The organism is Pseudomonas sp. 273 (assembly GCF_029201425.1).
Taxonomy (GTDB): Bacteria; Pseudomonadota; Gammaproteobacteria; order Pseudomonadales; family Pseudomonadaceae; genus Pseudomonas; species Pseudomonas delhiensis.
The window spans coordinates 1,836,764-1,859,433 of record NZ_CP116775.1 but is presented as its reverse complement, the minus strand read 5'-3'; the positions used below and the strand labels follow the sequence as shown (position 1 = coordinate 1,859,433).

18 protein-coding genes are annotated in these 22,670 nt (G+C 68.8%); 10 read left to right on the top strand and 8 right to left on the bottom strand.

The annotated features are described in order from the left end of the window. Position 1 precedes the first annotated feature (1 nt). The 6 genes from PKO50_RS08940 to PKO50_RS08915 are packed head-to-tail and all read right to left on the bottom strand — an operon-like array spanning position 2 to position 7,114. Positions 2-889, bottom strand: a complete 888-nt coding sequence (locus tag PKO50_RS08940) for an alpha/beta hydrolase (protein ID WP_275629400.1) — start codon at positions 887-889, stop codon at positions 2-4. Next, entirely contained in the window at positions 882-2,099 is a 1,218-nt protein-coding gene (locus PKO50_RS08935) for an LLM class flavin-dependent oxidoreductase (protein WP_275629399.1), read from the bottom strand. Before PKO50_RS08935 ends, PKO50_RS08940 begins: the two co-directional genes overlap by 8 nt. Then, positions 2,096-3,709: an ABC transporter ATP-binding protein gene (locus tag PKO50_RS08930; protein WP_275629398.1), complete on the bottom strand. Its 1,614-nt coding sequence runs from the start codon at positions 3,707-3,709 to the stop codon at positions 2,096-2,098. Before PKO50_RS08930 ends, PKO50_RS08935 begins: the two co-directional genes overlap by 4 nt. Continuing rightward, positions 3,706-4,533, bottom strand: coding sequence for an ABC transporter permease (locus PKO50_RS08925; RefSeq protein ID WP_064583448.1), 828 nt, complete (start codon positions 4,531-4,533; stop codon positions 3,706-3,708). Before PKO50_RS08925 ends, PKO50_RS08930 begins: the two co-directional genes overlap by 4 nt. Next, positions 4,530-5,522: an ABC transporter permease gene (locus PKO50_RS08920; protein WP_275629397.1), complete on the bottom strand. Its 993-nt coding sequence runs from the start codon at positions 5,520-5,522 to the stop codon at positions 4,530-4,532. Before PKO50_RS08920 ends, PKO50_RS08925 begins: the two co-directional genes overlap by 4 nt. Next, complete coding sequence (locus tag PKO50_RS08915) at positions 5,519-7,114, bottom strand: ABC transporter substrate-binding protein (RefSeq protein ID WP_275629396.1); 1,596 nt, start codon at positions 7,112-7,114, stop codon at positions 5,519-5,521. Before PKO50_RS08915 ends, PKO50_RS08920 begins: the two co-directional genes overlap by 4 nt. 249 nt (positions 7,115-7,363) lie before the next feature. Between PKO50_RS08915 and PKO50_RS08910 the strand changes: the two genes are divergently transcribed. Beyond that, complete coding sequence (locus PKO50_RS08910; RefSeq protein ID WP_275629395.1) at positions 7,364-8,731, top strand: tetratricopeptide repeat protein; 1,368 nt, start codon at positions 7,364-7,366, stop codon at positions 8,729-8,731. Positions 8,732-8,734: 3 nt separating this feature from the next. Here PKO50_RS08910 and PKO50_RS08905 read toward each other — a convergent pair whose 3' ends face one another. Further along, a complete protein-coding gene (locus PKO50_RS08905; protein WP_275629394.1) occupies positions 8,735-9,736 on the bottom strand; it encodes a P1 family peptidase in 1,002 nt (333 codons plus the stop codon). A 414-nt stretch (positions 9,737-10,150) separates the two neighbouring features. On the opposite strand from PKO50_RS08905, the gene PKO50_RS08900 reads away from it, so the two are divergent. The 7 genes from PKO50_RS08900 to PKO50_RS08870 are packed head-to-tail and all read left to right on the top strand — an operon-like array spanning position 10,151 to position 19,135. After that, positions 10,151-12,589 carry a TonB-dependent receptor gene (locus PKO50_RS08900; protein ID WP_275629393.1) on the top strand — a complete coding sequence of 813 codons (2,439 nt, stop codon included), beginning with the start codon at positions 10,151-10,153 and terminating at the stop codon, positions 12,587-12,589. A 55-nt stretch (positions 12,590-12,644) separates the two neighbouring features. After that, positions 12,645-13,979 carry an LLM class flavin-dependent oxidoreductase gene (locus PKO50_RS08895; RefSeq protein WP_275629392.1) on the top strand — a complete coding sequence of 445 codons (1,335 nt, stop codon included), beginning with the start codon at positions 12,645-12,647 and terminating at the stop codon, positions 13,977-13,979. Beyond that, a complete protein-coding gene (locus PKO50_RS08890; protein ID WP_275629391.1) occupies positions 13,976-14,917 on the top strand; it encodes a 5'/3'-nucleotidase SurE in 942 nt (313 codons plus the stop codon). The genes PKO50_RS08895 and PKO50_RS08890 overlap by 4 nt, the downstream gene beginning before the upstream one ends. Continuing rightward, positions 14,914-15,933, top strand: coding sequence for an LLM class flavin-dependent oxidoreductase (locus PKO50_RS08885; protein ID WP_275629390.1), 1,020 nt, complete (start codon positions 14,914-14,916; stop codon positions 15,931-15,933). Before PKO50_RS08890 ends, PKO50_RS08885 begins: the two co-directional genes overlap by 4 nt. After that, positions 15,930-16,952, top strand: coding sequence for an LLM class flavin-dependent oxidoreductase (locus tag PKO50_RS08880; RefSeq protein ID WP_275629389.1), 1,023 nt, complete (start codon positions 15,930-15,932; stop codon positions 16,950-16,952). Before PKO50_RS08885 ends, PKO50_RS08880 begins: the two co-directional genes overlap by 4 nt. 31 nt (positions 16,953-16,983) lie before the next feature. Beyond that, on the top strand, positions 16,984-18,018 hold the full coding sequence (locus tag PKO50_RS08875; protein ID WP_064583458.1) for an LLM class flavin-dependent oxidoreductase: 1,035 nt from the start codon (positions 16,984-16,986) through the stop codon (positions 18,016-18,018). Beyond that, positions 18,008-19,135: an LLM class flavin-dependent oxidoreductase gene (locus PKO50_RS08870; RefSeq protein WP_275629388.1), complete on the top strand. Its 1,128-nt coding sequence runs from the start codon at positions 18,008-18,010 to the stop codon at positions 19,133-19,135. The genes PKO50_RS08875 and PKO50_RS08870 overlap by 11 nt, the downstream gene beginning before the upstream one ends. On the opposite strand, the gene PKO50_RS08865 is transcribed toward PKO50_RS08870, so the two are convergent. Further along, positions 19,136-20,212 (bottom strand): sigma-54 dependent transcriptional regulator, encoded by a 1,077-nt coding sequence (locus tag PKO50_RS08865; protein WP_275629387.1) that lies wholly within the window; start codon positions 20,210-20,212, stop codon positions 19,136-19,138. It lies immediately after the preceding gene. Positions 20,213-20,598: 386 nt separating this feature from the next. Here PKO50_RS08865 and PKO50_RS08860 point away from each other — a divergent pair, with 386 nt between their 5' ends. Together PKO50_RS08860 and PKO50_RS08855 are read left to right on the top strand one after the other, a co-directional pair. Further along, positions 20,599-21,519: an ABC transporter substrate-binding protein gene (locus tag PKO50_RS08860; RefSeq protein WP_275629386.1), complete on the top strand. Its 921-nt coding sequence runs from the start codon at positions 20,599-20,601 to the stop codon at positions 21,517-21,519. Further along, on the top strand, positions 21,516-22,670 hold the full coding sequence (locus PKO50_RS08855; protein WP_275629385.1) for a phosphotransferase: 1,155 nt from the start codon (positions 21,516-21,518) through the stop codon (positions 22,668-22,670). Before PKO50_RS08860 ends, PKO50_RS08855 begins: the two co-directional genes overlap by 4 nt.

Sequence of the window (22,670 nt, the reverse complement as noted above, 5' to 3'; positions counted from 1 at the left end):
CTCAGCGCAGGGCGTAGTCGCCGTCCGGGGGTGGGGTTGCACCGGTGGCAGAGGGGGTGGCGAGCAGTTCGCGCAGGTGGCGGGTGACGATCCACGGCTTTTCCAGCATCAGTTGATGGCCGCAGCCGGCCAGCACTTCGAACAGCGAGCCGGGCAGCAATTCGTGCAGGGGCCGGGCGCGTTCGGCGGGCGTCAGACCGTCGCTGTCACCGGCAAGGATGCGCAAGGGAAGACGCAGCGTCCGCAGGTCCTCGACTGCCGGCCAGGCGGCCTGGCCCACCAGGGCCTTGAACACATGGAGGCGGTTGTTCTCAGTGAGCCGCTCCTCGTAGTCCACCAGCGCCGGATCGGCGTCCGGATGCCAGGCGCGCTCGCGGAACCCTTTCGCCAGGACCGGGCGGAACCACTCCAGCAGCCACGCCGGCAGCGACAACAGGCCGCCGGTGGCCTGCGGCCGCTCCAGTTGGGTGCCCAACAGCAGCGCTGCGTCGATCAGCTCACCCTGCCCTTGCGCCTGCAGGGCCAGCAGGCTGCTCAGGCTCAACCCGGTGCCGAAGGAATGCGCGGCCAGCAGATTGCGCACGCCGGCGTAGCGATGCAGCACCGCGAGCTGGTCGGCTACCAGTTCGTCCCAGGCGTAGGCTTCGGCGCGACGCGGCTTGTCGCTGGCGCCATGGCCGAGCAGGTCCCAGGCCACCAGGCTGTAGCCGGCATCCTTCAGTGCCACCCACTGTTCGCGCCATTGGTCCTTGTTGCCGCCACCGCCGTGGGCGAAGAACACCACGGTATCCGGGTACTCGTGTCCCCGGTGATGGGCCAGGCTGATGCGCCGGCCGGGGCGGATCTCCACGCTTTCGCCGCGTACTCGCGGCAGTCCGTGTTCAGGCATCGGTGAGGCTCTCCTCGACAAGGGAATTACGGATCAGGCCCAGGTGCTCGCGCAATGTGCGGCCCTGGTAGCGACGGCGGAACAGGCCGCGCCGTTGCAGCAGCGGCACCACTTGGTCGACGAAGTCGTCGAGGCCGCCGGGCAGGTACGGTGGCATGATGTTGAAGCCGTCGGCGGCACCGGCCTCGAACCAGTGCTGCAATTGGTCCGCGACATCCTCGGCGGTACCCACCAGCACGCGGTGGCCGCGGGCGTCGGCGATGCGCTGGTAGAGCTGGCGGATGCTCAGGCCCTCGCGCCGGGCCAGGTCCAGCAGCAGGTGCTGGCGGCTGACGCCGGACTCGGTTGGCGGCAGTTCCGGCAGCGGCCCGTCCAGCGGCAGGCTGGAAAGGTCGAAGCCACCCGCGACGTCCCCCAGCAGCGACAGCCCGACCACGGGCTGCACCAGCGCCTGCAGTTCGGCGTGGCGTTCATGCGCTTCGGTGCGGCTGGCGCCGAGGATCGGCAATACCCCCGGCAATACCTTGATGCCGTCCGGGTCGCGGCCGTGGCGGACGGCGCGGGCCTTGATGTCGGCATAGAAGGCCTGGGCACTGGCCAGCTCCGGCTGTGCGGTGAACAGTACTTCGGCATGGCGCGCGGCGAGGTTGCGGCCGGCCTCGGAAGCACCGGCCAGCACCTGTACCGGCGCCACGCCCCGGTGTCGCCAGCGCAAGCGCACACGCCCCAGGAAATCCTCGGCCATGCGGTAGCGGCAGGCGTGTTCGTAGTGGCTGGCGCGACCGAAGTTACCGGCCTCCTCGGCATTGCTCGAGGTCACCAGGTTCCAGCCGCTGCGTCCACCGCTCAGGGCCTCCAGTGTGGCGAAGGCGTCCGCGACCGTGCCCGCGTCGTTATAGGACGAGGTCACGGTGGCCACCAGGCCGATGTGCCGGGTTTCCACCGCCAGGTGCGCGAGCAGCGTCAGCGGTTCGAAGTGCTCCGTGCGAGCCATCCGGCTCAGGGCGTCGAGGCGGCCCGGCAACATGGCCAGGGTATCGGAGAGGAAAATGGCATCGAAGCAGCCACGCTCCGCGGTGCGAGCCAGCGCGCGGTAGTGCCCGGCGTCCAAGCCGCCCTCCGCCAGAGCCCGCGGGTGGCGCCAGCCGGCCAAGTGGTGCCCGGTGGCCATGAGAAAGGCCCCCAGGGCCATCTGTTTCACCGCGCTCATGCCATCGCCCCCGCCAGCGCCTCGCCTGGCTGGGCCGCCAGCAGGCTGCGCGTATAGGGGTGGCTGGGCACGCGCAGCACCTGGCCGGTCTCGCCCAGTTCGACGATGCGCCCGCCCTGCATGACCGCAATACGGTCGCACAGGCGCGCCGCCACCCGCAGGTCATGGGTAATGAACACCAGTGTCAAGCCCAGCTCGCGCTGCAACTGTTCCAGCAGTTCCAGTACCTGTTGCTGAACCAGGGCATCCAGCGCCGACACGCACTCGTCGGCTACCAGTATCTGCGGCTGCACCGCCAGGGCACGAGCGATGCCGATGCGCTGGCGCTGGCCGCCGGAGAAGTCCTTCGGATAGCGCTCGAAGGCGCTCTCGGGCAGGCCCACCTGCTGGAGCAGGCCACGCGCGCGGCGTTCGGCTTCAGTCGCCGGCACGCCCTGGGCCAGGGCTCCGGCCATCACCTGGGCGCCTATGCATTGGCGTGGATTGAGCGAAGCGTAGGGGTCCTGGAAGACCATCTGGATGTGTTTGCGCAGTGGCCGCAGGCGGCGCTGCGACAGCTGCGCCAGATCCTCGCCGCGCAGCAGCAGCTCGCCGGCGTCCGGGCGCAACAGGCGCACCAGGGCGCGCCCCAGGGTGGTCTTGCCGGAGCCGGACTCGCCTACGATGCCCAGGCTCTCGCCGGGACGCAGGGCGAAGCTGGCATCCTCCAGCGCCGCCACCTGCCGGCGACGCCAAAGCCCCTGGCGGCTGGCGTAGGTCTTGTACAAGCCACGGGCCTCCAGTTGCGGCAAGGCTTCGCCATCGACGCGCCGGGCTACGCGCGCTGGCATGTGCAACGCGGCTAGCAGGCGCCGGGTGTAGGGATGGGCCGGCGCGTCGAGCACCCGGCGCAGGGGGCCCTGCTCCACCGCCTGGCCCTTTTCCATCACCAGCACTCGGTCGGCGATAGCTTCGACCACGGCGAAGTCATGGGTAATCAGCAGCACCGCCATGCCCTTCTCTCGCTGGATGCGCCGCAGCAGTTCCAGGATTCGGGCCTGGCTGCTGACGTCCAGCGCCGAGGTCGGCTCGTCGGCGATCAGCAGCGCCGGTTCCAGGGCCAGGGCGATGGCGATCACCACGCGCTGGCGCTGGCCGCCGGAAAGCTGGAAGGGATAGGCGTGGTAAAGCGTGGGCGGGTCCGGCAGGCCGACGTAACCGAGCAGTTCGAGAATCCGCGCACGCCTTTGCGAGCGGGAGGCCACGCCGTGGGCGCGCAACGTCTCGTCGAGCTGGCGGCCGATGCTCAGCAGCGGGTTGAGCGCACTCATCGGCTCCTGGAAGACCATGGCGATGTCCTTGCCGCGCAGTTGGCGCATGCCCTCCTCGCTGCGCCCGGCCAGGTCTTCGCCGTGCCAGCGGATGCTCCCGGCCACAGGCTGCAGGTGCGTCGGCAACAGCCGCAGGATGGCATTGGCCAGCATCGACTTGCCCGAGCCGGACTCGCCGACCACACAGAGCACCTCGCCGGCGTCCAGCGCCATGGAAAGGTCCTGCACGGCGTGGGCGCGGTCGCCGCCAGCCGGCAGGTCGATGCGCAAGTCACGCACTTCCAGCAGTTTTCCACTCATCGACGGCCTCCTTGCTGCATGGCCTCGCGCAGGCCTTCCCCGACCTGTTGCACGGCCAGTACCGTCAGCAGGATGGCGATGCCCGGCAGGACACTCATCCATGGGGCCTCGCGCAACAGGTTGCGCGAGGCATTGATCATGTAGCCCCAGCTCATCGCCTCGGGGTCGCCGAGCCCGAGGAAGGCCAATGCCGCTTCGGTGAGAATGGCCGCGGCGAGAATGAAGGTCAGGCTTACCAGCAGCGGGGACAGCGCATTGGGCAGTATCTGCGTGAAGGCGATGCGTGCCGGCCCCTGGCCCAGTACCACCGCGGCCTGGACGAACTCGCGCTGACGCAGGCTGAGGAACTCGCCGCGCACCAGGCGCGCCACGGGCGGCCAGGCCACCAGTGCCAAGGCCAGGACCACCGAGCCCAGCGAGGGCTCCATCAGTGCCACCAGCACCACGGCCAGGACCAGTTGCGGGATGATCTGGAAGCATTCGGCGATGCGCATCAGCAGCTCGTCGACCCAGCCGCCGAAGTAGCCGGCCACGGCGCCTACCAGCAGTGCCGGCAGCAATGTCGCCAGGGTCGCCAGCAGGCCCACGCCGAGTGAGGTCCGCGCTCCGTAGAGCAGCCCGGCGGCGATGTCCCGGCCGAGCATGTCGGTGCCCAGCCAGTGGGCCGGGTCGCCCAGTGGCGGTATCAGCGGCTTGGCCAGCATGTCCCAGGGGCCGTCGGCGCACAGCCAGGGCGCCAGCACGGCGGCCAGGCCCAGGGCGAACAGGAAGAGCGCCGCCAGGGCCGCGCCGGGGCGGGAGAAATAGGCTCGCAGCAGGCTCATCGGCTTTCCCCCGCCGCACCTATGCGCGGATCCAGCAGGCGGCAGGCCAGGTCGGCGAGGAAGTTGAACGACACCACCAGGCAAGAGATCACCAGGAATATCCCCAGCAATAGCGCATAGTCACGCTGGCTCAAGGCGTCGTAGAGCAGCCGGCCGATGCCTGGCCAGGCGTAGACCACCTCGATCAGCAATGCGCCGCTGGCCAGTTGACCCAGTTGCAGGCCGGCGAAGGTCACCACCGGAATCAGCGCGTTGCGCAGCACGTGGGCGAAGAAGATGCGCCCCTCGCCCAAGCCCTTGGCCCGAGCCAGGCGCACATGCTCCAGGGGCAGGATGTCGAGCATGGCGTTGCGCGTGAGGTGCACGTACATCGCCAGCGACAGGAAACTCAGCGACAGGCATGGCAGCAGCAGGTGGCCAAGACGGTCGCCCAGCCACGTCCAGCCCTGCAGCCCGGTGCCCACGCTCTGCATACCGAAGGCCGGCAGCCAGCCAAGCCGCACCGAGAACAGCAGTACCAACAGCAATGCCAGCCAGAACGGTGGCGTAGCGAACAGCACCCACACCAGGCGGCCGATCAACCGGTCCAGAGACCCACCGCGCTGCTGACTGCGCGCCGCCAGTACGCCGAGCAGCACGCCCAGCGACAATGAAACGACGAAGGCCGAGCCCATCAGCAGCAGGGTCGCCGGCAGGCGTTCGGCGATCAGTGACCAGACACCCTCCTGGTTGCGATAGGAATACCCCAGGTCGAGGTGGGCTATCTGCACCAGGTAGCGCCACAACTGCACTGGCAGCGACAGGTCCAGGCCCATCTCGCCACGCAGCCTGGCGATATAGTCGGCATCGTCGCTACCGGCCTCGCCGGCCATCAGCAGCGCCGGGTCCCCAGGGGCCAGGCGCAGTAGCAGGAAGGCCCCCACCAGTACCGCGAGAATCAATGCCAGCGCACGACCCAGGCGGCTGCAGGCATACAGCAGGACACTCATGGCTTGGCCGGCTCCAGGTAGACCTCGGCGTAGCTGTCATTGAGGCTGGTGGCGCTGCGCAGCAGGTTGTGCACGTTCTGGTGGTAAAGCGTGGGGAAGCGCATCTCGAAGATGGGCGCGATCGGCAGGTCGTCGTTGAGCTTGCGCTCCAACTGGCCATAGAGCGCCTGGCGCTGCGGGCCTTCGGCTGTATCGGCGATCTTCTGCCAGAGCGCGTCGGCCTCGGCGCTGCGGTAGCCGACGATATTGGCGAAGGGCGAGGTCTTGAGGATGTAGTCGGAGCGGTACAGGTAGGCGCTGGTCAGATAGGGGTCGCCGATCTGGAAGATGAAGTTGTAGGTCAGGTCGAAATCCCAGTCGCTTGCGCGCTGGTACCAGGTGGCCGCATCGGAGGTGGCCACCTGCACCTTGATGCCCAACGGCAGCAGGGCCTGCTTGGTGTATTCGGCCAGGCGCTCCCAGGCGCCGCCCTTCTCACCGTTGAGCAAACGCACGCGCAGCTTGCTCGCGTCCACACCGGACTCGGCGATCAGCGCCTTGGCCTTGGCCGGGTCATAGCCGTACTGCGGCAATGCGGGATCGTGGAAGGCGCCGAGGAACGGGCCGCTGGCGACCTTGCCGGTACCGAAGAAGATGTTGTCGACGATGAACTGGCGGTTCAGCGCATAGAGGATCGCCTGGCGCACCTTGGGGTTGTCCAGGCCGGGCTTGCGCGTGTTTATCTGCAGGAAGGCCAGGCCCGGGTACAGCTCGTAGCCCTTCTCCGAGGCAGCCACGCCTGGCAGTTGGGAGAGGCGCTTGAGATCCGCGTAGTCGGCGTCGCCGCTGCGCAAGACCTGCACTTCGCCACGTTCGAACGCGGCGGCGCGGGAGGCGGCGTCGGGAATCACGTGGTAGACGATGCCATCCAGGTACGGCAGCCCCTGGCGCCAGTAATCGGGGTTGCGCGCCAGGCGGATGTAGGCGCCGCGTTTCCATTCCTGGAAGACGAAGGGCCCCGTGCCCACGGGCTTGTTGTTGTACGGGTTGGCACGGTAGTCGGTGCCTGCATACAGATGTTTGGGGACGATTGGCCGCAGCCCGCTGCCCAGCGCGGAGAGCAAGGGCGAAAAGGGTTTCTTCAGGTGGAATACCACCTGCTGCTCGCCCCTGGCCTCGATGCTGTCGACGTACTCGCCGAAAATGCTCGCCATGCGCTTGTCCACCTGCGGGTAGAAGTCGCGGAAGCTGAACAGCACGTCGGCCGAGCCGAACGGCTGGCCGTCGTGCCATTTCACGTTCGGCTGCAGGTCGAAGGTATAGGTCAGGCCATCGGGCGCTATCGCCCAGCTGCGAGCCAGCACCGGCTGCGGCTTCAAGTCGGTGTCGAAGGTCAGCAGGCCTTCGAGGATCTTGCCGCCGACGTACTGGGTGGCAACGTGGCTGACTACTGCATGGGACAGCGACGGTGGCTCCGGCTGGGCCACCAGGTCGAGAATGCCGCCGCGCGTCGGCTCCGCGTGCACACTGCCGGCGAAGGCCAGGCCCAGGGCCAACAGCCCGGCAATCAGGCGGGCGCGCCGGGGCGCGGCGGGTAAATTGGGGGTCGGCATGCAGGCTCCTATGGATCGACAAGTCTTCGCCAGGGCCGGAGCAAGCCCTGTGCCATCCCACTGCACCCCAGCCGGCGTGGCTTCCCTGGGGGCTGCTGGCCTGGCCGCTGGTGCAAATCCGACAGTCGCGGCACAGTCCTGCGGGAAAAGCAGCAACGCCGGCTGGCAGGGGCCGCCAATCACGCGCCTGGAAGCCTGGCACAAGGATTGCGAATCTCCGGCGAACTTTCACAGTGGAGCCCCAGGGCAATGACACAGGACTATCTCGGCAATCCCATCGACAGCCAGATTCCGGCGACCGTGCAGGCCATCGACGACTTCGTCGGCGGCGTGCTCGCCTACCAGGTGCGTGCGGAAAACATCCTCGCCGGCGCCGAATCCGACCCCGGCTCGGTGCTGGCCAATGCCTTCGCCGGGCTCCTGATGATGTTTGCCGAGTCGCCGCAAGCCCCCCGACTGGCGGCGCGCTACCTGCGACGAGCAGAAGAAGCCGGCCCCGGTACGCCCCGTGCGCGGCTGTACACCAGCCTACTGCGCGCCTGGAGCGATGACGACCTGCAGGCCGCGCTGCGCCTGAGCGAGCGGTTGCTCGACGAGAACCCCAGGGACCTGCTGGCGGCCAAGCTCAACCAGTATTTCGAGTTCAACCGCGGCAACGCCCCAGCCATGCTGCGCATCGCCCTCAAGGCGGTGGCAGGCACCGAGGAAGTGCCCCAGGCCTACGGCATGCTGGCCTTCGCCTACGAGCAGTGCCACCTGCTGGACGAGGCCGAGGCCTCGGCACGCTACGCCCTGCAGCTGCTACCGGAAGAACCCTGGGCGCAACACGCCCTGGCCCACGTGCTGCTGACCCGGGGACGCATCGAGGAAGGCACGCATTTCCTGGAGGCGGCCAGCGCCGGCTGGCAGGGCCTGAATTCCTTCATGTACACCCACAACTGGTGGCATCTCGCGCTGTTCCACCTCGCGCGCGGCCGAGATCAGCGGGTGCTGGAGATCTACGACCAGCATGTGTGGGGCATCTTTCCCGAATACTCCCAGGACCAGATCGGCGCGGTATCGTTGCTGGCGCGCCTGGAGTTCGCCGGCATCGACGTCGGTGAGCGCTGGCAGGCGCTGCTGCCTTACTTGCGCGAACGCCGCAGCGACGCGGTGCAGCCCTTCCTCAGCCTGCAGTATCTCTACGGCCTGGCACGCGCCGGGCAGGCCGAGGCCGAAGAATTGCTGGGCGCCCTGCGCGAGCAAGCCGAACGTGCGCCGGCGTTCAGCCGCGCAGTGTGGGCCGAAGTCACCCTGCCTGCAGCAGAAGGCCTGCTGGCCCATGCCCGCGGCGATCACGCGCAGGCTGTGAAGCGCCTGGGCCAGGCCCTGCCCCGTCTCACCGAAATCGGCGGCAGCCACGCCCAGCGCGATCTCTTCGCCCTCATCGAGCTGGACGCCCAGCTCAAGGCCGGTGACTGGGTGGCCGCGCAGCAGGCCCTGGAGCTGCGCCGCCGCTACGACCCGCAGGACGTCCCCACCAACTGCCATCTACAGCGTGTCTACCGGGCCCTGGGCCTGCCCCGGGAAGCCGCACGCGCAGGGCGGCGGCCGGAGAAGGCCCTGACCGGGAGTTGAGCCTCACCCCCGCTGCATGCGGGCCAGGTACACGCCGCGGGCGATGGCCCGCGCCACACAATCGGCGGCCGCCGAGCCGATGCGCGACAGCTCCACCTGGCGGCGTTGCCCATCCACCAGTTCGCGTTCGCCGGAGGCCAGGGCGAACAGGCTGTCGCCATCGAACGGCAGGTGTGCCGGACGCACCGCGCGGGCGATGCCATCCTGGGCCATGATCGCCAGGCGCTTGCACTCAGCCGTGCTCAGCCGGGCGTTGCAGGCCACCACCGCCAGGGTGGTGTTGGCGCCGGCCTGCAGGCGACCCATGGAGTCCAGCCGCGACAACTCGGGCATCGGCTCGCTGCAATCCATCTTCCCCGCCGGGCGGTGCCCGCCGAACTCGGTGCCCTGCTCCCAGGGCCATGCCCAGAAGGTCTCGCCGTCGGGCATGTACACCGAACCGATGGGGTTGGCCACCACCAGCGCGCCCACCAGCAGGCCGTCGCCCAGGTCCAGCGAGGCCGAACCGAGGCCGCCGGTGAGCACCCCGGCCATGGCGCCACGGCCGGCACCCACCGCACCCAACTCGAAATCCGCTCCCGCCGCCGCCAAGGCCCGCATGCCCAGTTGCCGATAGGGCGGCTCCAGGCCCCAGGCCTTGTCGCCGCCGTTGGCCAGGTCGTGCAGCACCGCAGCCGGCACTATGGGGATGGCCGGCGCGCCAGGCTTCAGGTGCAGGCCCACGTCCTGCGCCGAAAGCTGCGCGCTGACACCGTCGGCGGCTCCCAGGCCGAATACGGAGCCACCGGAGAAGACCAGGGCGTGCAACTGGCCGACCATGTTCTCCGGCTCCAGCGCGGCGGACTCACGGCCGCCGGGGCCACCGCCGCGGATATCGACACTGGCGCTCCAGAATCCGTCCGGGCGCAGCACAGTGACACCGCTGTGCGCCTGTTCATCGGTGGCATGGCCGACCAGCAGGCCGGGGATATCGGTAATCAGGTTGCGCGGGCCGGGTCTGGGCATGCGTCACTCCAGGCAGGGAAAAGGAATTCGAAGCAGGTCGCATTGGAGCAAGGCTCATGCCAGCAGGTCCCGGTATACGGGCGGCCGGGCCTGTTGCAAATCCAGCAACGCCCTCCTGCGTAGCGCTGCGGCGGCATCCGCTGCGGGGAATCCAGCAGCCTGGAACGGCACTGCTGCAAAGCCAGCAGGATGCGCCGACGGAAAATCACAACCCGCTGAAATACAAGGGATTTTTCTTCTGGCACAGCGCTTGCCTGGGCAGCCGCCATGAGCTTGAGCCTGCCTTCCGACTGAACGCGACCAGTCCCTCCCAGCAACAAGCCGTTCGCCAACACGGCCTCGACGCCGTCGACACGATAACCCGCAACGGCCACCCAGACGGGCGCCGCCGGGAGCCACCATTGGAGCGTACCCATGAACCACGCAATCCGCGCCCACCGCGCCTTGCCCACCCGCAAGCTGTTCACCCACAGCCTGTTGTTCCTCGCCATCGCCCAGGCCCTGCCGGCCCTGGGCGCCGAGGCGGACAGCGGCGCCAGCAGCGACAACCGCCTGAACACCGTCGTGGTGGTCGGCAACCGCGGCCAGGCGCGCACCCTGGCGGAAAGCCCGGCGCCGGTCGACGTGATCGCCGGCAGCCAGTTACAGGCCACCGGCCAGGGCGACCTGACCCGCGCCCTGAGCCACGTCCTGCCGTCGCTGAACCTGCCCGCCTCGTCTGGCTTCGGCTCCACCTCGGTGGTACGTCCGATCAGCCTGCGCGGCCTCAATGGCGACCAGATCCTGGTGCTGGTCAACGGCAAGCGCCGGCACAACAGCGCGCTGCTGAACAACGGCACCTACCTCAACTCCGGTTCGCAACCGGTGGACCTGGACATGATCCCCATCGCCCTGGTGGACCATGTCGAGATCCTCCGCGACGGGGCCTCCGCGCAGTACGGCTCCGATGCCATCGGCGGGGTGATCAACATCGTCCTCAAGCAGACCGACCACGGTGGCAGCCTGTCCACCACCTATGGGCAGAACTACGAGAACGGCGACGGCGAAACCGTGCGCCAGACCGGCGACTTCGGCATCGAACTACCCAATCAGGGTTTCCTCAACTTCGCCCTGGACGCCAAGAAACAGCGCATCTCCGACCGCTCGGACAACGCCCTGTACACCGACTCGGCCGGCGACAGCAGCCTGCAGCACCTGTATTACGGCACCGGCCTGCCCAAGGCGCGCAACTTCAGCCTGGGCTACAACGGCGAGCTGCCGGTCAACGACGCCCTGACCCTGTACTCGTTCTCCACCCTCACCCGGCGCAACTCCGAAAAGCCCCTGGCATTCCATCAGCCGGCCAGCTTCAACGGCATCCAGACGCCCTTCCCCGAAGGCGTCGAGGACACCCTGAGGTTCGTCGAGGAAGACTTCCAGTTCGCTTTCGGCGGCAAGGGCGAGGTCGGCGGCTGGGACTACGACCTGTCCACCACCTATGGCCAGGACCACGCCGAAGCGACCCTGCGGCACACCTACAACCTCAGCTACGGGCCGGACTCGCCGACCTCGGTGGATACCGGGGTCAAGACCTTCAGCCAATGGACCAACAACCTCGACCTGAGCCGCTCCTTCGACCTCGGCCTGGCCAAGCCCACGCAGATATCCTGGGGCCTTGAGCAGCGGTATGAGAACTACAAGATCGGCAAGGGCGAACTGGCCTCCTACGGCACCGGCGATTTTCCGCTCGGCGCCAACGGCGCGCCCATTCCGCCGGGTACCATCTCCGGCGCCGGCACCCGGCCCGAGGACGCCGACAGAAAGGGGCGCACCAGCTATGCCGGCTATGGCGAGATCGGCCAGGACCTCAGCGACCAATGGCATGTGGACCTGGCCGGCCGCTACGAGCACTTCAACGACGGCTCCGGCGTGACCACCAATGGCAAGTTCTCCACGCGCTACCAGCTGACGCCCATCCTGGCCCTGCGCGGCACCATCAGCACCGGCTTCCGCGCGCCCTCGCTGGCCCAGCAGATCTACAGTTCCACCTCGCAGAGCAGCGTCAACGGCAACCTGATCGACTACCGCAACGTCGCCGTGGACTCCGCGGTGGCCAAGGCCCTGGGCGCCTCCAACCTGAAGCCGGAGAAGTCCACCAACTACAGCCTCGGCCTGACCCTGCAGCCAACCGAGGCCAGCAGCGTCACCCTCGACGCTTACCAGATCAAGATCCGCGATCGCATCGCCCAGACCGGCTACCTGGGCGGCACCGACCAGATCCGCGCGATCCTCAGTGGCGCCGGTCTCAATCCCAACCAGTTCGTCACCTACTTCACCAACGCCCTGGATACCACCACCCACGGCATCGATGTGGTCGGCGATTTCCGCCAGGACTACGGCAATTTCGGCCGCGTCCGCTACAGCCTCGGCTTCAACTGGAACCAGACCGAAATCGACAAGATCCACGCCTCTGCCCTGGCCAGGTCCACCCTGGGTCCGGATGGCGGTTATGACCGCCAGCGCCAGGGCAACCTCAAGCACGGCACGCCCGAATCCAAGCTGGTGCTGGGCGCCGACTGGAACATCGGCGACTTCGACGTGAACCTGGCGCTGACACGCTACGGCGAATACACCGAGTACGGCACCGCCGAGGAATTCGACCGCACCTTCGATCCCAAATGGATCACCGACCTCAACGTCGACTACCACCTCACCCGCAACCTCAAGCTCACGGCAGGTGCCAACAACCTGTTCAACGTCTACCCCGAGCGTACCCACCTGCCGAGCAGCTCCGGGGCCTTCCCCTATGGCCTGTTCTCGCCCTACGGCAGCACCGGGGGCTACTGGTACACCGGCCTGACCTACGACTTCTGACCCGCCCCGCGCCCCTGGCCACAGGGGCGCGGCGGCCCGCAACGGGAGAACCGCCATGACCCGCCGCACCGACCAGCTCAAGCTGGGCGCCTTCCTCGCCAACAGCGGCCACCACGTCGCCGCCTGGCGTCACCCCCAGGCCCAGGCCGACGCCAGCCTGGACTTCGAACACTTCAAGCACGTTGCCCAGACCGCCGAGCGCGGACGCTTCGACGCGCTCTTCGTGGCCGACGTGGTCGCCCTCTGGGGCCACCACCTGGACGCCCTCAGCCGCACGGCCCGCGGCGAGCACTTCGAGCCCCTGACGCTGATGTCCGCTCTGGCCGCGGTGACCAGCCGCATCGGGCTGATAGCCACCGCCACCACCAGCTACAACGAGCCCTACCACATCGCCCGCAAGTTCGCCTCGCTGGACTACCTGTCCAAGGGGCGCGCCGCCTGGAACCTGGTGACGTCGGTGGTCTCCGACGAAGCCTGGAACTTCGGCCGGGAGGCCCACATCGACCACGCCGAGCGCTATCGCCGCGCCGAGGAATTCCACGACGTGGTGAAAGGTCTGTGGGACAGCTGGGAGGACGATGCCTTCATTCGCGACAAAGCCAGCGGCCAGTACTTCGACCCGGCCAAGCTGCATGTACTCGATCACAAGGGCGAGTATTTTTCGGTGCGTGGTCCCCTCAATGTGGCGCGTCCACTGCAGGGCCATCCGGTGCTGGTCCAGGCCGGCGCCTCGGAGGCCGGCAAGGCCCTGGCGGCGCGGGTGGCCGAGGTGATCTTCGCCATGGCCGAAACCATTCCCGCTGCCCAGGCCTTCTACAGCGACGTCAAGCAACGCGCCACTGCGCTGGGGCGGGATCCCGACGGCATCAAGATCCTGCCGGGCATCACGCCCTTCATCGGTCGCACCCGCGAGGAAGCCCAGGCGCTGTTCGACGAGTTCCAGAGCCTGGTCGATCCGGTGCTGGGCCTGCGCCTGCTGGCCGACACCCTGGGCGAGGATATCGATCTCTCCGCCCACGACCTCGACGGCCCGTTGCCCGACACGCCGGAGGGCCAACGTGGCAGCCGTCGCGACAAGGTACTGGAACTGGCCCGCAGGGAAGGCCTGAGCATCCGCCAGCTCTACCTGCGCCTGGCGGGCGGCAACCCGGTGATAGGAACGCCCGAGGACATCGCCGACACCTTCGACGCCTGGTTCCAGGCCCGTGCCTGCGACGGCTTCAACGTGTTCTTCCCCTACCTGCCCGGCGGCATCGAGGTATTCGTCGAACAGGTGGTGCCGCTGCTGCAGGAGCGCGGCCTGCTGCGCCGCGAATACGAGGGCGCGACCCTGCGCGAGAACCTTGGCCTGTCCCGTCCGGCCAACCGCTTCGCCGGGAGTGCAGCATGAAACTCGCGCCCTTGCTGCTGGCCGTCAGCTGTGCCCTGGCGCAACCCGCCTTCGCCCTGAACATCCTGCTGAGCAACGACGACGGCTATCGCCATCCGAACATCCGCGCGCTGTACACGGCGCTGAAGGCTGCCGGCCACAACGTGCGCATCGCCGCCCCCTACAGCGACCAGAGCGCCCGCGGCGGCGCCTTCTTCTTCGGCCGTGAGACCCGCGTTGGCCATGACGACGACCCCGCCTACCCGGACAGCTACTACCTCACCACCACCGAAAGCGGCAGCTGCGAGAGCCCGGCCTGCGCCGGGCAGAAGGTGGACATCCGCATCAGCGGCACCCCGGTGATGGCCGTGCTGCTGGGCCTGGAGAAGGTCCTGCCGCACCCGGACCTGGTGATAGTCGGGCCCAACCCCGGCAACAACCTGGGCGCCATCAACAGCGCCTCGGGCACCTTCAACGCCGCCGGCGCCGCGCTGCTCGCCGGGGTGCCGGCGCTGGCGGTCAGCACCGACCTCAAGGAGCAGGACAGCGCCCGCGTGGCGGCGCTCGTCACGCGCTTCGTCGACGCCCTGGACAAGCACCGCCAGGCCGACGGCGCGCTGCTGCCCAAGGGCGTCGGGCTCAACTTCAATCTGCCACCGCTGGCCCGGCTGCAGGGCGCCAGGCTGACCCGCGTCGGCAGCTACGTGCCCTTCCACACCCTCTACACCGAAGACCTCGGCAAGCTCGACGCCAAGCTCGCCGGCAAGCCCGGCATCGGCTTCGCCTACTCGCCGGCGCCCGGCCCGGAGAATGCCGAGGACGAAGCGGTGTGGGTCGCCAAGGGCTACCTCACCCTCAGTCCGTTCAGCGCCCTGCCCGGCGCGCCGTCCGCGAGCCCGGCCCTGGCCGGCGCCCTGGCGGCGTTGCCGGCGCTGGCCAGCCAGGAGATACGACCATGAGCCGACGGACTTTCCGCCTGGGCTTGCTCAACCGCGTCTACGCGCCGAGCTTCGAGCCGCGCCTGTACCAGCAGACCCTGGAACTGTTCGAGGCCGCCGAGGCACTGGGCTTCGAAAGCGCCTGGCTGGCCCAGCACCACTTCGCCAGCGAATCCGGGCGCCTGCCCTCGCCGTTGCTGCTGCTGGCCGCCGCCGCCGAGCGCACCCGGCGCATCCAGCTGGGCACCGGGGTGGTGGTGCTCAACCAGGAGCGGGCCCTGCGCCTGGCCGAGGACGCCGCCGTCCTCGACCTGCTCGCCGACGGCCGCCTGCAGCTGGGCCTGGGCGCCGGCTTCGACCCCGACACCTTCGCCGCCTTCGGGCAGACCCTGGACGACCGCCACGCCCACTACGACGAGCGCCTGGAGCGTCTGCGCCAGGCCCTGGCCGGTGAGCCGCTGAACGCCGAGGGCCGGGTGCTGCGCCCCGCCGCCCGGGGTCTGGAACGACGCCTGTGGGAAGCCACCTCGCGGGTCGAGCAGGTGGCCGCGCGCGGCAACGGCCTGGTGTTGGCGCCCAACCCGCAGGCCGGCGCGCAATCCCGCGCGCAGGTGATCGAACGCTACCGCCAGGCCTGGAATCCCGACACGCCGGGCAAGCCCCGCGTGGCCCTGGTGCGCGCGGTGTTCCCCGGCAGCGACGCCGCCCTCGCCGGCTCGACGCTGCACCGCGACATCCTCGCCTACGTCGAGCGCCAGCGGCGCATCGGCATCGGCCACGCCGACCCGGAGCACGGCTTCGAAGCCGTGCTCGATGGCCTCGGCGTGCTCCACGGCGACCCGGCGCGGATCGTCGAGCAGCTGCGCCAGGAGCCGGAACTGGGCGCCGACGACCAGTTGATCGTCCAGGTGCAGACCACCTCCACCGGTTTCGCCGAAGCCCTGCGCCACCTCGAAACCATCGCCCGCGACATCGCCCCGGCGCTGGGCTGGCAACCCGCCCAGCGCCAGGCCACCGCCCAGGAGACCCCGGCATGAGCCAGAAACCCTTCAAGCTCGGCTTCCTCACCCACGCCTTCGGCGACGACCCGCGCCAGGTCTACCGCGACCTGCAGGAACAGTTCGAGTTCGCCGAGGCCCTGGGCTTCGACGGCGGCTGGATCGCCCAGCACCACCTGAGCGGCGGCTTCGGCCAGCTGCCTTCGCCACTGCTGCTGTTCGCCAGCATTGCCGCGCGCACCCGGCGCATAGAGCTGGGCACCGCCGTGGTGGTGCTGCCGCTGGAGGATGCGTTGCGGCTGGCCGAGGACGCCGCGGTGCTCGATGCCCTCAGCGGCGGGCGCCTGCAATTGGGCATAGGCAGCGGCGGCGCCAACCTGGAGATGTTCAATGCCTTCGGCCGTGACGCCCAGCGCCGCCAACAGGACTTCCAGAGCGCCCAGAGCGTGCTGCAGGCAGCGCTGTCCGGTGCTCCGCTGCCGGGCGAGGCGCGGTTGCGCCTGCATCCGCCGGCGGCGGGCCTGGGCGAGCGCCTCTGGCACTCCCATGGCAGCCCCGAGGGCGCCGCCTACGCCGCCAGCCAGGGCAACGGTCTGCTGCTGGGCACCGCCACCCACGATCCGCTGATTGTGCAGAAGCCGCTGGCCGAGGCCTACCTGCAGGCCTGGCCAGGCACCGGGCGACGGCCGCGGATCGGCGTAGTGCGCGCAGTCTTCCCCGCCGCAGACAAGGCCCAGGCCCGGGCCGAACTCGCGCCGGACATAGAGCTGCACGTGCCGCGGCTGATCCGCGAGGGGCTCATCGACGAAGCCGCCGACCTCGAGCGTCACCTGAAACTGCTCAACGTCCACCATGGGCATCCGGAGGAAGTGATCGCCAGCGTGCGCCAGGACCCGGCGCTGCTGCCCTATGCCGACTACTTCATCGCCGTGGTGCAATCCGAAAGCTCGACCCAGGCCCAGGTACTGCGCCGCCTCGAGCAGCTGGCACGCGATGTCGCCCCGGCGCTGGGCTGGCGCCCGGCGGCCCCTACCCAGCCCCGGGCAGCGGTGGGATGATGCGCAGCATCGACAGCGCGGAGAGGGTGCGATGAGCCTGCAATTCAGCTGGTGCCTGGACCAGGGTGTCGCCCGCCGCGGCCTGGAGTGGGCCGCGCAACCGGCGCAATGGGTGCAATTGGCCCAGGCGGTGGAGTACGCCGGCCTGGACGATCTCTACCTGCCCGGCGGCCCGGGCCAGGCCGATAGCCTGACGGTAGCCGCGGCGCTCTGCGCGCACACCCGGCGCCTGGGCCTGACCCTCACCTTGCCCGCCGAAGCGATGCTTCCGGCGGCCCTGGCAGCCACCCTGCAGAGCCTGCAGTCACTGTCCGCCGGGCGCGTGCGCCTGCACTTGCCGGACAGCGACCGCGGCAGCCTCAAACGTGCCTTCGGCGAAGTGCTCAACCGAGACCAGCGCAACGAGCGCATCGACGAGTTCCTCGATATCCTGCAACGCCTGCTGCACGCCCCGGCCACCCCGTTGAACCACAACGGCCGCTACTTCCAACTGGAGAACGCCGGCCTGGGCCTGCGTGACCTGCCCGCCCCACCCCTGCTGCTGGACGATTCACTCGGTAGCGAACGTATCGCCGCGCGCGCCGATGTCTGCCTGCTGCAAGGCGCCACCCCTGCCGAGCTGGGCAGCCAGGTCCAGCACCTGCGCAAGGCGACAACGGCTGCTGGCCGCGAGCTGCGTTTCGCCTGCCGCTTTGGCGTCATTGCCCGCGACAGTGAGGATGAAGCCTGGGACGAGGCTGCGCGCCAGGCCCTGGCCTACGTTGCCGGCAAGGCGCCCCGGCGTGGAAGCCGCACGGTAGTGGAGCTGGTCGCCGAACGTGGCAGCCATCCGGCACGGCGCCAGGAAATCCACCCCAACCTCTGGCTGCCGCGCACCGGCGAACCCGCCGTGCTGGTAGGGAGTCACACCCAGGTCGCCGGGCGCCTGCGCGAGTTGCACGGTCAGGGCCTTGACCAGGTCATCCTGCACGCCGCTGACGCGGTGCGCGAAGTGCTGCGCTTCGGCGAGCGGGTACTGCCACTGCTGCGCGCACCGGCGCAGGAGGAAAGCCACGTTGAGTGTTGAACACCCCATGGAAATCGACTGGTTCCTGCCCACCAATGGCGACGGCCACCACCTCACCAGCAGCGGCTTGCCCAAGGTCGGCCTGTTCCAGCAGGGCGAGCGCGCCCCGACCCTGGATTACCTGCGCCAGGTGGTACGCGCCGCCGAGCAGTCGGGCTTCGACGCCATCATGGTGCCCACCGCCAGCGGTTTCGAGGACCCCTGGCTGATAGTCGCGCTGATGGTCCAGGAAGTGCGCCGGCTGAAGTTCCTGCTCACCCTGCGCCCCGGCGTCGAACTGCCTGCCTACACCGCGCACAAGGCCGCGACCTTGCAGCAGCTCAGCGACAACCGCCTGCTGCTGCACCTGGTAAGTGGCTCCAGCCGCTTCGAACAGCGCGCCCTGGGCGACTTCCTCGAGCATGATGAGCGCTACGCGCGCAGCGCCGAGTTCCTCGACGTGTTCCGCGCCACCTGGGCCGGCAAGCCGTACCATGGCCGCCACTACCGCACCGGCGCTCCCCTCTCCATCGCCACGGAGGCGCGGCTGCCGCCGATCTGCTTTGGCGGCGCCTCCGCCGTGGCCGAGCAGGTGGCCGCCAGCCATGCCCAAAGCTACCTGATGTGGGGCGAGCCGCCGGCAATGATCCGCGAGCGCATTCAGCGCATGCGCGAGCTGGCGGCCAGCCATGGTCGCGAACTGCGCTTCGGCCTGCGCCTGCACGTGTTCGCCGCGGCGGATGCGCGCCAGGCCTGGAACCACGTCGGACGCCTGCTCCAGGAGATCCCACGCGATGCCATCGAGCGCGCCCAGCGCCAGTTGGCTGCCTATGAATCGGTCGGCCAGTCGCGGCAGATCAGCCTTTACCAGGGCCGCGCGCATAACGTCCGTGACTTGGAGGTCTCGCCCAACCTGTGGGCCGGGGTCGGCCTGGTGCGCGGCGGCGCGGGCACCGCCCTGGTGGGCAGCTACGCCGAGGTCGCCGAACGCATCGAGGAATACCACCAACTGGGCGTGGACACCTTCATTCTCTCCGGCTACCCACACCTGGAAGAAGCCATCCACCTGGGCGATGAGCTGCTACCGCTGCTACGCCGCCAGGCCAGCGTCGGTAGGCGCAAGCGCCGGAGCGATTGATCAGGCCTTGGCGCGGCCCTTGAGCAGGCCGTGGTTGACCAGCAGCGTACGCATGGCGTTGCGGCTGATACCCAGCAGCGCCGCGGTTCGCAACTGGTTGAAGCCGCAGTGGGCGAAGGACTCGCGGACGATCAGGTCCTCCAGGTCATGCAGCAGCGACTCGCCGGGCACCTCGAACAGGCGCTGCAGTTGCTCGCGGATGATGTCCTGGGGCAGCCCCGCCGAATGATTGGACGCGTTGCGCAAGCTACCCAGGCCAGCGGAGAACTTCAGGTGTTCGGGACGCACCACCTTGTCGCCAGCCACCAGCAGCGCCAGGTGCACCACGTTCTCCAGTTCGCGGATGTTGCCCGGCCAGGCGTAGTCCAGCAGTGCGCTGACCGCGGCCTCGGAAAACATCGGCTCGGCGATTTTCAGGCGCTGCGCGTAAAGCCGGCGGAAATGCTCCACCAGGGGCATGATGTCCAGGGGCCGATCGCGCAGCGGTAGCACCTGCACCTGGGCGACATTGATGCGGTAGAACAGGTCGAGGCGGAAATTGCCGGCGTCCACCGCCTGCTCCAGGTCGACGTTGGTCGCGGTGACCAGGCGGATGTCCACCTTGATCGGCTTGCGCGAACCGACGCGGACGACCTCCTGCTCCTGCAGTGCGCGCAGCAGCTTGACCTGCAGCGGCATCGGCAGGTCACCGATCTCGTCGAGGAACAGGGTGCCGCCATCGGCCTCCTCGAACCAGCCGGCGCGGCGCCCGGTTGCGCCGGAGAAGGCCCCGGCCTCATGACCGAACAGCTCGCTCTCGGCCAGGTTCTCGTTGATCGCCCCGCAATTCACCGCGACGAAGGCGCCCTTGCGCCCGCTGGCGGTATGCAGGTAGCGCGCCACCAGTTCCTTGCCGGTTCCGGTCTCGCCGTTGATCAGCACCGGCACCTCGCCGGGGCCGACACGATCGAGGAACTCCAGCAGCTGGCGCGAGCGCGGATCGGCGAAGACCAGGGCCTTGGCGCGGATCGAGAGCGGCTGCTTGTCGCCCTGCGGCAAGGTCAGGATCGGCGTCGGGCTCCACGGCGTCTGGCTCATGCTTGCCTGCTCCGATGGCTCAGCTTAGAAGAGACGGTTACTTTACCCCTGCTTGTTTATAACCATAAATATCCAAATCGCATTAGCACATAACCTCGGGGAGGGCCGCGCCAGAGCGGTTGGTGGCTGCCCGGGCGGCTGCAGCAACGATCACGGCGCTTCGCTGCCCAGACTGCGGGTCCAGGTTTGCCCCACCGCGGCCTGACCAAACGGTTCGCAGGCAGGTGGGCAGGATTACCTCCCAGACTTTTCGTAATTCAATTTTGATTTTTTATTTCTAATAAGAATAATCACAGGCGCAAAACGTATTGGTATATACCAAGCCCCTTCCCCTTGAATACGCCCCATCGAAGGTGCCGCGCGGCGGCTGTAGCGGAGAGAGACGGATGTCTGCACTGAGGGTCATGCTCGAATACTTCCACCCCTGGCCGAACTCGGCCGGCTTCTACCTGGCGCGGGAGCGCGGCTGGTACGCCGAGGCCGGCCTGGAGGTGGAACTGGTGGTGCACGACCCCTACCGTGGCGATACCCTGGAACACCTGGCCCGTGGTGACGTGGACTTCGGCGTGTTCCCCAGCAACCGCCTGCTGGTGCGCCGCGAACTGGGCCAGGCGCTGCTCGGTGTGGCGGCGATCAACCACCGCGGCCTGGAGTCGATCCAGGCTCTCACGGATAGTGGCATCCGCCGCCCCCGCGACCTGCAGGGCAAGCGCCTGGCGCTGAACCCGACGCCGCGCGGGCTGGCCATGGTCCGCCACCTGGTGGCCGTCGACGGCGGCGATCCGGACGCCGTGGAACTGGTGGACAGCGGCTTCCGCGAGCTACGCCCGGAGGACCTGGCTGCCGGCGTCGCCGACGCCAGCTTCGGGGGCTACTGGGCCTGGGAAGCGTTGCTGCCGAGCAGCATCGCCAGCGAACGGCGAGTGGTGCTGCCGGTTGACGAGATAGGCGCCCCGCCCTACCACAGCTACCTGCTGGGCGCGCGCGAGGACTGGCTGGAGGACCATTCAGAAGTCGCTCGAACTTTTCTCGCGGTCAGTGCGCGCGGTTTCCTCGCCGTCGCCGAAGAGCCTGCGGCTGCGCTGCCCGTCTACGAGCGCACCATTCCCTATTTCCCCCGCGAAATGCTCGCCGAGTCGCTGCGGCGCATCGCCCCCAGTTGGTTGCACCAGGGCCAGTGGGGCGAGCAACGCGAGGCGCTGCTGCAACCCTATGCACGGTGGTTGCATGAATACGGTGTGCTGCACGATCCCGAGGTATGGCGTGGCGCCACCCGCAACACCTGGCTGTCGGAGGCCCGCGCATGAGCCAGCAGTCCACGCCCCAGGCCCACGGCATGGGCCTGGACCCGGTGGCGGCCGACTGGCCGGCGCTGAACGCCGAGGAAGTCTCGCGCTTGCTCGCTGGATTCCCCCAGGCGGGTGACCTGTGCGGATTGAGCTGGCACAGCCCACGACCGTTCTCCGCCGCCGCCCTGGTGGAAACCACTGGCGGCCCACTGTTCGTCAAGCGCCACCACCGCCAGGTGCGTACCGCGCCCTGGCTGGCCGAGGAACACGCCTTCATCGACCACCTGGCCGCACGTGGCGCGCCAGTGGCCCGGGTCCTGCGCGACAGCGAGGGCCGCAGCGCCATCGCCGCGGGCGACTGGACCTACGAAGTGCACTGTCAGGCCCAGGGCCTGGACCTATACCGCGACGCGCTGTCATGGACGCCCTTCCAGCACCTCGACCACGCCCGTGCCGCCGGCCAGGCCCTGGCGCACCTGCACCGGGCCGCTGAGGGCTACGCGGCGCCGAACCGCGGCGCCGAGGTACTGGTGAGCAACTTCCGGCTGTTTGGCGCGGCCGAGCCGTTGCGGGCCATCGAGGCCGCCTGTCGCGCACAGCCGGCATTGGCCGAATACCTGGAGCCACGCCACTGGCGCGAGACCATCGGCGAGCTGCACTTGCCGCTGCAACGTAGGCTGCTGCCGTACCTGCAACGCCAGGCGCCGCTGTGGACCCACAACGACTGGCACGCCTCCAACCTGCTGTGGAGCGACGCCGGCGCCGACGCCCGGGTCGTCTCGGTGCTGGACTTCGGCCTGAGCGACCGTACCTTCGCGCTGTTCGACCTGGCCACCGCCGTCGAGCGCAACCTGGTGCCCTGGCTGGAGCTGGACCAGGGCCGCGCCACGGTGGCCGACCTCGGCGCCCTCGATGCGCTGCTCAATGGCTACGCCAGCGTGCGCCCGCTGAGCCGCGACGACCTGCTCGCGCTGGTCGAGCTGTTGCCGCTGGTGCATGCCGACTTCGCTCTGTCCGAGGTGATCTACTTCCATGGAGTGCTCGGCTCGGCTCCCAGCGCTTCGCTGGCCTACGACAACTACCTGTTCGGTCACACCCGCTGGTTCCTCGACCACGAAGGCCAGCGCCTGCTCGACCACTTGCGCGGCCTTGCCGCCCGGAGGGCCTGA